The 16,343-nt window shown below is 38.4% G+C and carries 10 protein-coding genes; 8 read left to right on the top strand and 2 right to left on the bottom strand.

Features of this window, described 5'->3' with window-relative positions; all coding sequences use genetic code 11:
- Positions 1–75: 75 nt before the first annotated feature.
- A complete protein-coding gene (gene uvrB, locus BZK16_RS02185) occupies positions 76–2,070 on the bottom strand; it encodes an excinuclease ABC subunit UvrB (protein ID WP_077927395.1) in 1,995 nt (664 codons plus the stop codon).
- A gap of 157 nt (positions 2,071–2,227) precedes the next feature.
- On the opposite strand from uvrB, the gene lon reads away from it, so the two are divergent.
- The 8 genes from lon (at position 2,228) to BZK16_RS02145 (ending at position 15,529) form a co-directional block, all read left to right on the top strand.
- Positions 2,228–4,702: an endopeptidase La gene (gene lon, locus BZK16_RS02180; RefSeq protein ID WP_077927255.1), complete on the top strand. Its 2,475-nt coding sequence runs from the start codon at positions 2,228–2,230 to the stop codon at positions 4,700–4,702.
- A 106-nt stretch (positions 4,703–4,808) separates the two neighbouring features.
- A complete protein-coding gene (locus BZK16_RS02175; RefSeq protein WP_077927254.1) occupies positions 4,809–5,117 on the top strand; it encodes an HU family DNA-binding protein in 309 nt (102 codons plus the stop codon).
- Positions 5,118–5,228: 111 nt separating this feature from the next.
- Positions 5,229–7,340, top strand: a complete 2,112-nt coding sequence (gene cstA / locus BZK16_RS02170) for a pyruvate/proton symporter CstA (RefSeq protein WP_077927253.1) — start codon at positions 5,229–5,231, stop codon at positions 7,338–7,340.
- Between the two features lie 59 nt (positions 7,341–7,399).
- A complete protein-coding gene (locus BZK16_RS02165; RefSeq protein ID WP_077926717.1) occupies positions 7,400–7,597 on the top strand; it encodes a YbdD/YjiX family protein in 198 nt (65 codons plus the stop codon).
- A 23-nt stretch (positions 7,598–7,620) separates the two neighbouring features.
- Positions 7,621–8,631, top strand: a complete 1,011-nt coding sequence (locus tag BZK16_RS02160; protein WP_077927252.1) for a CobW family GTP-binding protein — start codon at positions 7,621–7,623, stop codon at positions 8,629–8,631.
- Positions 8,632–8,685: 54 nt separating this feature from the next.
- Entirely contained in the window at positions 8,686–12,666 is a 3,981-nt protein-coding gene (hrpA, locus tag BZK16_RS02155; protein ID WP_077927251.1) for an ATP-dependent RNA helicase HrpA, read from the top strand.
- Between the two features lie 147 nt (positions 12,667–12,813).
- Entirely contained in the window at positions 12,814–13,941 is a 1,128-nt protein-coding gene (locus BZK16_RS02150) for a hypothetical protein (RefSeq protein WP_077927250.1), read from the top strand.
- Between the two features lie 274 nt (positions 13,942–14,215).
- On the top strand, positions 14,216–15,529 hold the full coding sequence (locus BZK16_RS02145) for an MFS transporter (protein WP_077927394.1): 1,314 nt from the start codon (positions 14,216–14,218) through the stop codon (positions 15,527–15,529).
- A gap of 63 nt (positions 15,530–15,592) precedes the next feature.
- Here BZK16_RS02145 and BZK16_RS02140 read toward each other — a convergent pair whose 3' ends face one another.
- Complete coding sequence (locus BZK16_RS02140) at positions 15,593–16,264, bottom strand: tetratricopeptide repeat protein (protein WP_077927249.1); 672 nt, start codon at positions 16,262–16,264, stop codon at positions 15,593–15,595.
- Positions 16,265–16,343: the final 79 nt, after the last annotated feature.

The following is a 16,343-nucleotide window of genomic DNA, read 5'->3' as shown; positions in this document are numbered from 1 at the left end:
TGGCAATCCAAAAAGAGCCCCGCTTGCGGGGTTTCTTTTTATCTATAGAATTTTGAATGGTTACAAAATAAGAAACTAAATAAAATGTCTTTTTAAATAATCAATCTCATCACGCACTTTAGCAGCCTCTTCAAATTCTAAATTCTTTGCATGTTCCATCATCTGTTTTTCTAGGGCTGCAATTTTTTCAGTGACGATTTTAGGATCTTTAATTTGATTTAAGTCAATATTTGATGTCCAGTTTTGTCGATCATCACCATTATCCTCTATATCACGGGCTTCACTCATAATATCTGCAACTTTCTTGTGGACAGTTTTGGGCGTTATGCTATGCAATTCATTATATTCTTCTTGTTTTGCTCTGCGTCGTTCTGTTTCGCCAATCGCGGCTGCCATTGCCTTAGTGATTTTATTGGCATACAAAATTGCTTTACCTTCAGAGTTACGTGCTGCTCGGCCAATGGTTTGAATCAATGATCTTTCAGAGCGTAAGAATCCTTCCTTATCTGCATCCAATATTGCAACTAAGGAAACTTCAGGAATATCTAAGCCTTCACGCAATAAGTTAATCCCAACTAAAACATCAAATACACCTAAACGAAGATCACGGATGATCTCTGTACGTTCTACAGTATCAATATCTGAATGGAGATAACGAACTTTTACTTGATGCTCATTCAAGAAATCTGTGAGATCTTCACTCATGCGTTTCGTCAACGTTGTGATTAATACACGCTCACCTTTAGTGACGCGTTTATAGATTTCGCTTAATACGTCATCCACTTGTGTGTCCGCTGGGCGGACTTCTAAAATAGGATCTAATAACCCTGTAGGTCTCACAACTTGTTCTGCAATATTATCTGCATTGTCTGCTTCATAAACACTTGGTGTTGCGGAAACAAATATAGATTGTGGCATGAGTTTTTCAAATTCATCAAATCTAAGTGGACGATTATCTAACGCTGAAGGTAAACGGAAGCCATAAGTTACCAAGTTTTCTTTCCGTGATCGATCACCTTTATACATTGCACCCAATTGTGGAATGGTTACGTGAGATTCATCGATGAAAAGTAGTGCATTGGCTGGCAAGTAATCAAATAGCGTTGGCGGTGCATCGCCTGAATTTCTCCCCGATAAATAGCGCGAATAGTTTTCAATGCCTTGGCAATAACCTAATTCTACGATCATTTCGATGTCAAATCTTGTACGTTGCTCTAATCTTTGTGCTTCAACTAATTTGTCATTGGCGCGAAGGTATGCTAGTTGTTGAACCAATTCTTCTTTAATCTCTTCAATGGCTGCCAATAATGTCTCTCTTGGTGTGACATAATGGCTCGAAGGGTAAACAGTTAAGCGTGGCACTTTACGCTCAACATGACCAGTTAATGGATCAAAAAAGCTTAAACGTTCTACTTCATCATCAAACAATTCGATGCGAACAGCATAGCGTTCACTCTCAGCAGGGAATACATCAATGACATCTCCACGAACTCTAAAATTACCACGTTCAAGTACAACATCATTTCTTGTATATTGGAGTTCTGCTAATCGTTTTAAAATACTGCGTTGATCAATCATTTCACCCACTGAAAGATGTAGAATCATCTTCATATAGTGATCTTTATCACCCAAGCCATAGATGGAAGAAACCGTTGCCACAATGATTGTATCGTTACGCTCCAAAATTGCTTTGGTTGCGGATAATCGCATCTGTTCAATGTGATCATTCACAGAAGCATCTTTTTCAATATAAGTATCTGAGGCTGCAACATAAGCTTCGGGTTGGTAATAATCATAGTAGGAAACAAAGTATTCAACAGCATTATTTGGAAAGAATTCTTTCATTTCCCCATAAAGTTGAGCAGCTAATGTTTTATTGGGCGCAAGAATAATGGCAGGGCGCTGTGTCTGAGCAATAATATTTGCCATGGTAAAAGTTTTACCCGAGCCAGTTACGCCCAATAATGTTTGAGATGAGAGACCATTTTCTAAGCCATTCACTAAACTTTGGATGGCGGTTGGTTGATCACCCGCGGGTTTGTAATCACTTTTTAGCTCAAATAAGTTCATTTTTAATAAATATTTAATAACAGGATTGAATTTTAATGGTGGCGCCTCCATTGATAAACAAGTGTGAAATTTTAAATTGTATGATTTAAAAAATCAGTTACGATGGTACAGTTTACCAGTCGTTATCTAAAAATTATTTTGGAGTCGTTATTATATTATGTCACATTCCCAAGAAATTCATCAGCGTCCAATTATTGCGATTCGTGATTTAGTGGTATTCCCAACATCAACAGTGCCACTTTTGATTGGTCGTCCGCTTTCTATGGGCGCATTGCAAGCAGCCGAAGATTTTAACAATGAAGTGTTGCTCGTGACTCATATATCTATGGATAGCGAAATTGTAGACATGGAAAGTGTTTATGGTACAGGTGTTATCGGTCGTATTATTCAAAAAGTTCAAATTGAAGATGGCACATATAAAGTGCTCGTGGAAACGGATGAGCGCATTAAATTACAGGCGATCAATAAGGTTGTAGCAGATGATAGCGAAGAGGATTTGGATTATTGCATTGCAGATTATTCATTGGAACCAATTGAAGAGGATTTATCAGAAAACTTATCTAAAGTTTATGGCAATGTGATTCGTAACTTATTCAATAATATTTCTACATTGACGAAAATCCCTGAAGATTTATTAAAAAATATTAAACATGAAGATGATTTGAAACAGTTGGCAATTAAAGTCATTAATTATTTGCCTGTTTCGATTGCGAAAAAACAAGAAGTTTTAGAAGAGCCTGCATTGGGTCAATTGGTGAAAAACTTAGTATCACAATTGACTTATGAAGTGGATGTTTTAGAAACGCAAAATCGTATTCAAGCTTCTGTACAAAAGCAGATGAGCAAGAATCAGCGCGAATATTATTTGAATGAACAGATCAAAGCGATTCGTACTGAATTGGATGATTTGAATGAATCTGGCTTGTCTGAATTGGATCAATTGGAAGAGAAAATTCTTGAAACAAAAATGCCAAAAGAAGCAGAAGAAAAAGCATTAACAGAATTGAAACGCTTGAAATCTATGCCAGCCATGTCATCAGAAGGTACAGTTGCGCGTACTTATATTGATTGGTTATTGAAAATGCCATGGAACAAACGTTCACGTTTGAAATATGACATCGTGAAAGCGGAAGATCGCTTGGATAAAGATCACTCTGGTTTAGAAAAAGTGAAAGAGCGCATTTTAGAATATTTAGCAGTAACTAATCATACGAAAAGTGTGAAAGGTAATATTTTATGCTTAATTGGTCCGCCGGGTGTTGGTAAAACAACATTGGCGCGTTCAATTGCAGATGCCACTGGCCGTGAATTGGTGCGCATGAGCTTGGGCGGTGTGCATGATGAATCAGAAATTCGTGGTCATCGTCGTACTTATATTGGAGCTTTGCCAGGTAAAATCGTACAAATGTTGTCTAAAGCTAAAACTAAAAACCCATTGATGTTATTGGATGAAATCGATAAAATGGGTTCGGATTATAAAGGTGATCCTGCTCATGCAATGTTGGAAGTTTTAGACCCCGAGCAAAACTCTACGTTCAATGATCACTATTTGGATGTGGATGTGGATTTGTCTGAAGTGATGTTCATTGCAACAGCGAATAGCTTTAACATTCCTGGCCCACTCCGTGATCGTATGGAGATCATCGAATTATCAAGCTATACAGAACTTGAAAAATTAGATATCGCTAAGAATTACTTGTTGCCAAAGCAGTTGAAAGAGCACAAGTTGAAGGAAGATGCGATTAAGGTTTCTGATGCAATCATGTTGGATATCATTCGTTTATATACGAAAGAAGCTGGTGTACGTTCTTTAGATCGTGAAATTGCAAAAGTTTGCCGTAAAGTGATTAAAGAGATCATGAAGAAATCTGATGGCAAAAAAGGCAAAGCTGCAACGAAAGTGAATGATCATAAGCCTGTCACTCTAACGAAGAAAATGTTGGAATCATATTTAGGTGTTCCACGTTTCCGCTTCGGTGTGAAAGAGAAAGAAGATCAAGTGGGCTACGTGAATGGCTTAGCTTGGACGCAAATGGGCGGTGAATTGTTAGGCATTGAAGTTGAAGTGATGCCGGGCAAAGGTAACTTAATCACAACAGGTAGTTTGGGTGATGTGATGAAAGAATCTATGCGTACAGCAATGAGTTTGATTCGTTCACGTGCGAGATCTTATGGTTTAGCGCATGATTTTGCAGATAAATTGGATATTCATGTGCATGCACCAGAAGGTGCTGTGCCAAAAGATGGTCCAAGTGCTGGTGGTGCAATTACCGTTGCAATTTTGTCTGCATTATTGAATCAAGCGATTCGCTCAGATATCGGTATGACGGGTGAAGTAACGTTGCGTGGTAACATCTTGGCGATTGGTGGATTGAAGGAAAAATTGTTGGCAGCCGCACGTGCTGGTTTGAAAACAGTTCTGATCCCTGAAGAAAATATCAAAGATTTAGAGGATATTCCTGCTGAAATTAAGAAGCAATTAACCATTATTCCAGTGTCACATTTCGATGAAGTGATTCAGCACTCTTTTGTGAAAAATATCGAAAAAGATGATGAATTTCAAGGATATAATGCATTGGAAGACTTTTCAGTACCTATGAGCAACATCAAGAGTACAGAGAAACACTGCTAAAATTTCTTGACTACCTAGGAATTGCAACGTATAAAGCATATTGTATCCCCTAAAAGCTGGGGATCAGTATGTTTGAACTTGTATATAATAACTAGGTAGGTAATTTATGAATAAAACAGAACTAATTGCAGCAGTTGCAGAAAAAGCAGACATCAGTAAAGTAGCAGCAGCTAAAACAGTTGATGCAGTGATGGAAACAGTTAAAGAAACTTTGAAAAATGGTGACAGCGTTACTTTAATCGGTTTCGGTACTTTCTCAGTACGTGATCGTGCTGCACGCGTAGGCCGTGACCCACGTAACCCAGAAAAAACAATTCAGATCAAAGCATCTAAAGTACCAGCGTTCAAAGCAGGTAAAGGCTTGAAAGATGCAGTAAATGGTCCAGAAGCTAAAAAAGTAGCTAAGAAGAAGTAATTGCTTCTCTAAAGAACTCTAAGTCAGATGTGATTTAGAGTTTTTTTATATGTAGATGATGTTGTCGTACTGTAGTTATTTGCTGAAAAAAATAAATATAAGGTGGCCATTATGGTTGTATCATCGGAAAACAAACTTGCGAAACATGCAATATGGATCGTAATTGCAATATTAGGGGCAATTAGCCTTGGTTATGTCGCCTTGAATCGTGGCGAAACAATTAATGCAATGTGGGTATTAGTTGCATCAGTGTGTATTTATCTCATTGGTTATCGTTATTATGCGTTATACATTTCTAATAAAGTTTTAGGTGTTGATAAAACTCGTTTAACGCCAGCGTATCGCCATAATGACGGTTTGGATTATGTTCCAACTCGTAAATCTATTTTATTTGGTCACCACTTTGCAGCAATCGCAGGTGCAGGGCCATTAGTCGGACCAGTATTAGCTGCGCAAATGGGGTATTTGCCAGGTATGCTTTGGTTATTAGCAGGTGTTGTATTCGCTGGTGCAGTACAAGACTTTATGGTTTTATTTGTTTCCACTCGCCGTGATGGTAAATCATTGGGCGAGCTCATTAAAATGGAAATGGGGACAATTCCGGGCATCATTGCTTTAGTTGCGTGTTTTATGATTATGATTATCATTTTAGCTGTATTAGCGATGATCGTTGTTAAAGCATTGACTCATAGTCCATGGGGTACGTTTGCTGTTGTCTTTACAATTCCATTAGCTGTCTTTATGGGGCTTTACATGCGCTATATCCGCCCAGGTAAAGTCATGGAAATTTCTATTGTGGGCTTTATTTTGTTAGTGGTTGGCATCATTTATGGCCAAGATGTTGCAGCGCACCCTGTGATGAAAGAGTGGTTTGATTTATCAGGCGTTGGTTTAACATGGGCATTGATTATTTATGGTTTCATTGCTGCTGTATTACCTGTTTGGTTATTATTAGCACCACGTGATTATCTATCAACATTCTTAAAAATTGGTGCAATTTTTGCATTGGCAATTGGTATTGTTGTGATCATGCCTGAAATGAAAATGCCTGCAATTACAAAATATGCAATTGAAGGTAATGGCCCAGTTTGGTCAGGTGATCTGTTCCCATTCTTATTCATCACAATCGCTTGTGGTGCTGTTTCTGGTTTCCATGCGTTGATTTCCTCAGGTACAACGCCAAAAATGTTGGAAAATGAAGATCAAGCGGCATTGATTGGTTACGGTGGTATGTTGATGGAATCATTCGTTGCGATTATGGCTTTGATTTCAGCAGCGATCATTGATCCAGGTGTTTATTTCGCAATGAACAGCCCAATCGCTTTCTTGAATCCTACAGGGATGGAAGATTTAGTATTAGCAGCATCTCAAACTGTGAGTAATATTGGCTTCCAAATTACACCTGAAGATCTTCGTCAGATTGCGGCAGATGTAGGTGAAGAAAGCATCATTTCTCGTGCAGGTGGTGCGCCAACACTAGCAGTTGGTATGGCGACGATTTTACATGGTGCAATTGGTGGCCTTGTTTCTATGTCATTCTGGTATCACTTTGCGATCTTGTTTGAAGCATTGTTCATTTTGACAGCGGTAGATGCTGGTACTCGTTCAGCACGTTATATGTTCCAAGGTTTATTGGCAATCATTCACCCATCTTGGGGTAAAACAGATTTCTTACCTGCAAATTTACTCGCAACGGGCATTGTAGTTGCAGCTTGGGGCTACTTCTTGTACCAAGGCGTTGTGGATCCATTGGGTGGTATTAACACATTATGGCCATTATTCGGTATTGCAAACCAAATGTTAGCGGCAATTGCGTTAATGTTGTGTGCGGCAGTATTGTATAAGATGAAACATCAACGCCATGTTTGGGTTGCGATTTTCCCAACAGCATGGTTATTGTTAGCAACAATGTGGGCAGGTGCTGAGAAAGTATTCTCATCAGATCCTAAAGTAGGTTTCTGGGCAACTGCGGATAGCTTACAAGCTAAATTCATCGATGTTCCATTTGTGCCACAAGGTACTTTCAAATCAGTGGAACAAGTTCAACAAGTTATTTTCAATAACAATTTGAACGGTGGTTTAACATTGTTCTTCATGATCGTTGTGGTTGTATTAGGTTTCTATTCCATTAAAACTGCACTGTCAGGTTTGAGAAACCCGAAACCATCAGCGAATGAAGTCCCTTATGAAGCATTTCCAGAGAAATTACCTGCATCACATTAATGTGTAATATTTCAGGCTAATCTTTGGATTAGCCTGAATTTTATTAAAGGAGATTGTAGATGTTTAATAAATTAGCTAAAGCTGGTAAATATCTAGGTCAAATGGCCAATTTGATGGTGGGCATTCCTGATTATGATAATTATGTTCAACATATGAAGTTGAATCATCCTGATAAAACGCCAATGACTTATGAAGAATTCTTCAGAGAGCGCCAAGATGCGCGTTATGGTGGTAAAGGTGGATTTAAGTGTTGTTAAATAAGGATTAAAAAGGTGGGGCGATGTTACCAGTTACAATATTGACTGGGTTTTTAGGTTCAGGCAAAACAACTTTCATTAATTATTTGTTAACGAACAATCAGGGTGAAAAGCTTGCGATTGTTGAAAACGAATTTGGCGAAGTGAGCATTGATAGTGCTTTATTGAAACATAGCCAAACGATGGAATTAATTGAGTTAAGCAATGGCTGTATTTGTTGTAGCGTTCGTGGTGAATTAACTGAAGCTCTGCATGAACTCCTCGATAAAATTGAACGTGGTGATGTGGCGATTGATCGCTTAATTTTAGAAACAACGGGATTGGCAGATCCTGGACCGATCATTCAAGCTTTCTTTGTGGATGAACGAATCCGTAATTCTGTCTATTTAGATGCAGTGATCACATTAGTGGATGCAGAACATGCATTGATCCAGCTCGATGAACATCGTGTCGCTTCTGCGCAAATTGGCTTTGCTGATCGCATTGTATTGACGAAAGTTGATCGTGTAGATAGTGAGCAAAAAGAAGCTGTATTGAATCGCTTGAATCGCATCAATCAGAAAGCAGAAATATTAGAAGCAGTTTTAGGTGCATTGCCTAAAGCATCTTGGTTGGATATTAAAGCCTTTGAAATTGATAATAATCTCAATGTCCAAAAGGGCAGTTATCAATTTGAATCCACAGAAAGCCAAATGAGTTTTCAGCCATTTTCATTTGATCCTAATGAACGCTCATGGAATGATGACATTAAATCCTACGTATTTCGTGGCAAGCGAATGGACATTGATGCCATTGGCAGCGTGATGGAGCAGATGATCGAAAATTATGGCAATGATATGCTCCGCTATAAAGGCATTTTAGCAATTGCCAATAATGAAGAACGCTTAATTATTCAAGGTGTTTATAAAGTTGTGGGTTTTGATTATGGTGATGAATGGCAAGCTCATGAAACTGCCGAATCAACTCTAGTTGTGATTGGTAGAAATTTACCTTTTGAAGAATTAGAACAACAGTTTCTATCAGCAGAAGCGTAAAATAAACTGATTTGTGATAACCTATGACACTATTTTATTTTTACTGAATATGTCATGAGTCAGAATTCTTTGTCATCGCTGTTTGAGTTATTACCGCAAGTTGAGCTAAAGCGTGCTCACTTTTTTCGTCGTACCTTGCATCAATTTAAGAAAAAGGATGCATCACCAGAAGAGATCGAAAAACTCGCAGCTGAGATGGCAGAATCTTGTGCCAATGTTCAGGCTAAATTAAAACAATTCCCTGAAATTACATACAATGAAGCATTGCCAATTGCACGTGCGCGGGATGAAATTAAAGCTGCATTGGCTGATCATCCTGTGGTTGTGATTTGTGGTGAAACAGGCTCAGGGAAAACAACGCAATTAGCAAAATTCTGCTTAGAATTGGGTTTAGGCGCGAAAGGTTTAATTGGCCACACGCAACCAAGACGATTAGCGGCAAGAAGTGTTGCTGATCGCATCGCAGAAGAACTCAAAGTGCCAATTGGTGGGTTTGTGGGCTATAAAATGCGATTCTCGGATCAAACAGTGTCAGAAACCACTGTGAAATTAATGACAGATGGTATTTTATTGGCAGAGCTCACAAAAGATCCTTATCTAAATCAATATGAAGTCATCATCATCGATGAAGCGCACGAGCGCTCGTTGAACATTGATTTTTTATTGGGAATTTTAAAGCGCATTTTAGAAAAGCGTAAAGATCTCAAAGTGATCATCACATCAGCAACGATTGATCCTGAAAAGTTTGCAAACTTCTTTTCTACGCCTAAATCAAAAGTTCCCATCATCAATGTTTCAGGTAGAACTTATCCTGTAGAAATTCGTTATCGTCCATTATTGCAAGATGATGATGGCGATGATCAAGATATGATCGAAGGCGTTGCAACGGCTGTGCGTGAGCTGTCACAAGAGCAACCGGGTGATATTTTAGTATTCTTGCCAGGTGAACGTGAAATCCGAGATGCAGCGGATGTTCTGCATAAAGAATTTTCTCGTTATTATGATGTATTGCCCCTATTTTCTCGCTTAAGCAATGCAGAGCAAAATCGTATATTTGCCCCACATCATAAGCTTCGCATTGTATTGGCAACAAACGTTGCAGAAACATCCTTAACAGTACCAGGCATTAAATATGTGATCGATACAGGCGTTGCTCGTATTAGTCGCTATAGTCCAAGATCCCGTTTACAGCGTTTATTGATAGAGCCGATCGCACAAGCTTCTGCAAATCAACGAAGTGGTCGATGTGGCCGTGTGAGTGAAGGTATTGCCATTCGTTTATTTAGTCAGGAAGATTTTGATAATCGTCCATTATTTTTAGATCCTGAAATTAAGCGCACACAATTGGCTTCTGTAATTTTACAGATGGCACATTTGCGCTTGGGTAATCCTGAAGATTTCACATTCATTGAACCGCCAGAGCTTCGTCAAATTAAAGAAGGCTACATGGCGCTTCGTGAAATTAAGGCGATTGATGAAAATTCTTACTTAACTCAATTGGGTAAAAAGCTTGCATTATTACCATTGGATCCTCGTTTTGGTGCAATGATCTTTAAAGGCATTGAACATGGCATTGGGCAAGAAGTTTTAATTTTAGTTGCTTTGCTATCCATTCAGAATCCGAATGAGCGCCCGATTGATAAACAACAAGCAGCCGATGAAAAGCATCGTTTGTTTAAGGATAAGCAGTCAGATTTCATTGGTTACTTGAACTTATGGTTCTGGTATCAAAATCAAGTGAAAGGCAATTCACAGTCCTATTTGCGTGAATTGTGCCGTAAACATTTTATCTCATTCATGCGTATGCGTGAATGGTTTGAGTTGTACCAGCAAATCAAAGATATGCTCAAAGCTTCTAAAATTACATTGAATGATTTGCCTGAAATTTCAGGTGAGCAAGAGAGTAATTATCAGTTCCCAACTTTTGCCACAGATATGATCCATCAATCTTTATTGGTGGGCTTATTGGATCACATTGGTGCGCTTGGGGAAGATAATGCTTACCAAGGTGCAATGGGACAAAAGTTCCGCGTGTTCCCAGGATCAAGCTTGTATAAAAAACCACCGAAATGGTTAATGGCGATGGAGATTGTAGAAACTTCACAAGTTTATGCGCGCATGTGTGCGGGCATTAATCCTGAATGGTTGGAATCCATCGGTTCTCATTTGATCAAAAAGCAATACAACGAACCCCATTGGAGTAAGAAGCAAGGGCAGGCTGTTGCAGATGAAACGGTGTTCTTGTTTAACCTCGCGATCATTCGCAATCGCCCTGTGAGCTTTGGACGTATTAATCCTGAATTATCTCGTGAATTGATGATCAAAGAAGGATTGATTCAAGATGACATTGCAACGCGTGCGCATTTCTATCGACAGAATCGAGCTACGATTGAAAAAGTGGAAGAGATGGAAGATAAAACGCGCCGCCGTGATATTTTGGCAGAAGAAGTTGTGCTTTATGAATGGTACGATTCGCGTTTACCAGCGGATTGTTATTCGGTACAAAAGCTCGAAAAATGGTGCCAAGTTCGTAAAAATAATGATGCTTTGATCTTCACTGAATCAGATATTCTCGCGCACGATGGAGATCTGAATCTCGATGATTTTCCTGAAGTATTGGAATTGAATGGATTAAAACTCAATACACAATATCTATTTGATCCTGCACATCAAGATGATGGTATGACGTTGCTTGTGCCAATTGCAGCGCTCAATTTATTGGATCAAACACGATTGGATTGGTTATCACACGGTTTGATTTTAGAAAAAATTACGGAATTACTTCGCACTTTGCCAAAAAGTTATCGTCGTCAATTTGTGCCGCTGCCTGATTTTGCGGATAAGATTTTTAACGAGATCGAATTTGCAGAAGGTAATCTCTATTATCAATTACAAACCATCATTAAAAAGCTTCGTCAGATTGAAATTGAACCACATGAATTTGATGAATCAGCACTCGATAAACATCTGCGTATGAACATTCGCATCATCGATGCAGGTGGTAAAACATTAGGGCAAAGTCGTGATTTAGAAAGTTTGAAGCAGCAGTTTTCCCATAAAGCGGAAACAGCTTTCCAAGCATTGGCAGCTTCCCCAAATAAGCCTAAAAAACAGAAGCAAAAGCAAGTTGATACTAGTGAAAATAGCTCAGTAACACAATCACAATCGGCTGAGAAAGTATTCACAACAGATGATTGGGCGATTGAATCAGAAGTTAAATTCACAAGAAACGGTATTCAATTGGTTGGATATGTTGCGTTAGAAGAAGTTGAAAATGGCGTGAAGGCAAAATTATATGATCGCCAAAGTGAAGCGAACCGTGCACATTTGCAAACTCTGATTGATTTGAGTTTAAAAGAGCTTCGCCAAGAAGTTAAATATCTACAAAAGCAGTGGCCTCAATTTGGCAAATTGGCTTTGATGTTCCGCCAAGTAGGTAACGAAGCGATCCTCAAAGATGATTTGATGAAAGCTTTGATTCGCGATTATTTGGATGAAGCAAAATTGCCAAAAGATGCAGCGACATTCAATGCATTGCTGAATAATATGCGTAAAACAATCGTGAGTGAAGCAACGGACTTAACGAAGCTTGTGATCGAAATTTTTATGGAAAGTGAAAAGGTTTCCGATGCACTTCGTGCAATGCATCCGATGAATCGAGCTATGATCGAAAAGCCGATTCAAAAAGCGAAAGATCGCTTGATTTATGCAGGTTTTATTAGCAATACGCCACAAGAATGGCGCAAGCAATTGCCACGTTATATGAAGGCAATGGTAGTTCGCGTGGAGCGCTTTAGCCAAAATATGAGCCGTGATGGTGATCATGCCAAAATCATTGATCAGCATTTATCTCAGCTCAAAACAGCGACCATGAAAGTTGGTGAGATTGTGGAAGTTGTGGAGTATCGTTGGATGATTGAAGAGCTAGCCGTTTCACTGTTCGCGCAACCTATGAAAACGGTCGTGCCTGTTTCTGAAAAGCGCTTAGAGAAAATTTGGGAAAAGCTTGATTTGATGATGAAGAATCAGAGGTAAATTCAAATAGCTTTTATGTCAAAATAAGCAACTCAATTGAGTTGCTTATTTTTGTTTGATAGCTTTATCAATAAATCCTCTTGTATAATGCCAATCTAATTTAATCGACTGAAAAATAAGTATTAAAAAGTAAAACAAAGGATTTGAATGGATTTTATATTATTAGTTGGGAAGTTTATTGGTGCGGCGATTGTGGCTGTGATTATTGTTGTTTTGTTGGCGATTATTGGCTTTCGTTTTTGGATCAGCCGAATGATGAAAAAAGCGATGACAATGCCAAATTATGGCATACCAATCATCAATCAGCCACGAGTGAAATTAACTGCATATCGTGGTGAAACTGCACATCAAGCTATGATTGATCAATTGATCCATGAAGCTGAGCATCTAGACTTTCATTTAGTTCAGCCGAATTATTTATTTGTGTCAGATTTACCTGCGGGTATTTATGTTTATTTCCTGCAAAACCGCATTAAAACTCAACACATTGCGATTTATGATAGCGAGCAACTAGATAAGCCAATGATCGACATGATGCAGTGTTATCAAGATAAAACCATTCGCGGTGTTTCCAATAGCCCATTTGCATCTTTGCCGTACCCAAGCAATGTGAAAACAGAAAAATTGCCACCAGAAACATCATTGACAGAATTATTGCACTATATGTCTACAGAGTTTTCTCAAGATGGCATTTTTGCTGTACAAGGCGAGAAGTTAAGTTCTATCATTGAGCAATTATATGCGATGCAACAGGACTATTTGATTCATCTAAACTTTGCGGATTATGCTTATGCAAAGTCTCAAGTGGACAAATTTGCTCAAGATAATCCTAAGCAAAAGCAAAGCCCAGAAGAGCTTCAAGAGATGATCCAAATGATCCAAGATAATATGCGCGAAGGTTATGAGCATAATATTCCTTTCATTGTAAAAGATCGTTTTTTGAAAGAGAACAAAATGGATGCCGCAGAATGGCAGAATTATGATGACAATATTGTGATCGTGCATGAAAGGCAAACAGCAGAAACATTGTGGGATGAGCACTTTCAAAATTATTTCATCGAATATGTGCATGATGAAAAAGAAGATGATTGGGTAGATCAACCTTTAGTGGATGAGACTGTGATGGCGCAATTGAATGATCTGAAAGATCGATATATCCATCGCCCATTTGATTATGTGAATGCAGTATTGCCATTGTTACCCAAAGAGCGACAATTTAAAAAGCTTGGCGGTATCAAATATCCCATCAATGCAGAGCTATATTATTTCGCATAAGTTGTGCCGATTGAAGTAATTAGGAAGCTAGAAATTTATCTGGCTTTTTTATTGTGAAAATATTATTTATCAGTATTATCCTTCATCTTCCCAAATATATGTGATATACCATTAGTACTATTGGTCATAAAACCCATAAGGTTACTAATGTTCAAAGCACGCACCCTTGCTTTACAACGCCAATAGGTTTAGCGAATTTTATAAATATAAAAAAGACGTTATTCCGTCTAAAGGGTGTTTTATGTCGACAGTTTTTGAAGATACTTTCGAGCCCATGGATGAAACCATGGCAACAGCAAAAGAAGCAGAACCAAGAAATTCTTATGTTCGTGTAGCATTTGCAAGCTTCATTGGTACAGCAGTTGAGTTTTATGATTTCTATATTTTTGGCTTAGCGACGGCATTGTTTATCGGTCCATTGTTTTTCCCATCTACGAATCCTGAAGCACAAACGCTGTTAACATTTTTAACCTTTGGTGTCGCATTTGTCGCGCGTCCTGTAGGTTCTGCACTGTTTGGTCACTTTGGTGATCGCATTGGGCGAAAAACTACATTGGTGGCTTCATTGCTCATTATGGGCATCAGTACAACTTTGATTGGTTTCTTGCCAACGTATTATTCTATAGGGTTCATTGCCCCAATCTTATTATGCATTTTGCGCTTTGGGCAAGGTTTAGGTTTAGGTGGCGAATGGGGTGGGGCAGCATTATTAGCCACAGAAAATGCACCGAAAGGTAAACGAGCATTGTTTGGCATGTTTCCACAATTAGGTCCGCCAATTGGCTTTGTAGCAGCGTGCGGAATCTTTATTGCGATAGAGCAAATGTTAACGACAGAAGCTGTGAATTCATGGGGCTGGCGCATACCATTTATTTTAAGTTCTGTATTAGTGATTGTTGGTTTATATGTGCGTTTAAGCATCATTGAAAGCCCTGCCTTTAAGAAATTAGAGCAATCAGAAGAACAGGTGCAAATTCCATTAATGGAAATGTTCACAAAACACACAAAAATGTTGGCAGTTGGCTCGATTAGTATGGTTGCTTGTTATACGTTATTTTTCATCATTACAGTATTTTCATTGCAGTATGGCACAGTAACAACGCATGTTTATACACGCACAGAATATTTAGTGATGTTATCCATCGCAGTTATGTTTATGGCAATAGCTTCACCCATTTCAGCTTTATTATGTGATCGTTATGGTCGTAAACCGATTTTATTGTTGAGTTATTTCATTATCATGGCAGCGGGTTTGTTATTTGGCATGTCTGTAACGAGTGGTAATGTTGCACGGACAACAATCTATTTATCGTTTGGCTTATTTGCAATGGGTTTTAACTTTGCACCGATGGGGGCATTTTTATCGGAAATTTTCCCTACGCAAGTACGTTATACAGGCGCATCGATGACCTATAACTTAGGTGGGATTTTAGGCGGATCATTGCCACCATTTGCGATCACATATTTAATGGGCTTTGAGAAAGGTATTTATTATGTGGGCTACTATTTAGCTGTGGTTGGTATTATCAGCTTTATCGCGATTACTTTTTCTAAAGAAACGAAAGATATTGATTTGATGGAGAATTAGTTTAATATTTACAAAATATTAGTATTAGAAAAGCCACTCAATTGAGTGGCTTTTCTATAGTTGTTATTTAGGTTCTGAACTTTTGAGCTCTAATTTACCGCTATTAATCGCTTCAATGAGTTGCTTAGCACGATCATCTTTTGGATAGCTTTTTTGATAAAGCTTTAATTCTTTTAAAGCTTCTTCTGCATTGCCTTCAAATAGATATGACATAGCAATTGACCAGCGAGCAGCTTCATTACCTAGCTCTAATGCTTTGTCTAAATAAGGTCGACCTTCTTTGACTTTTCCTGATTCGGATAAGAATGCGCCCATGAAGAAATAACCAGTGGAATCATCAGGTGTTTTTTCTATGAAACGATCTGCATAACTGATAGCTTGTTCTGCCGCACCTTTAATATCTAAATTATGTCCAATGCGCGCAATCTGCATGGATAAATACAGTGTACTTGGCTCATCGGATGCTTCTGTCATTGTTTTGGCAATTTCCAATAAAACCTGAGCTTCTTTGGCTGCTTCAGTTTTATCAGTTTCTGAATCAAATTGTGTTGGATATGTGCCTGCATTTTTAGATAATTCTGCAATGCGATCTTGTAAATATTGAAGGTTAATTGTCGCGCCTTGCTCTTTTTTAACCAGTAATTGATCAATATTTATTGGCGCATAAGGCACAGCATGGCTGAATGATAGTAATAATATGGATGTGATTAATAGTTTTGTCCAAGATAATGTCATGTTAAGCCCTTATCATTGATATTAAAGTAAATGGTTAATCCAACATATTATGAACCATTTTGCTTAAGTGGTAGCATAC

The organism is Wohlfahrtiimonas populi (assembly GCF_002006795.1).
Classification (GTDB): Bacteria; Pseudomonadota; Gammaproteobacteria; order Cardiobacteriales; family Wohlfahrtiimonadaceae; genus Wohlfahrtiimonas; species Wohlfahrtiimonas populi.
Note: the sequence above shows the minus strand (reverse complement) of the source record. Positions and strands in the feature narration are given on the sequence as shown.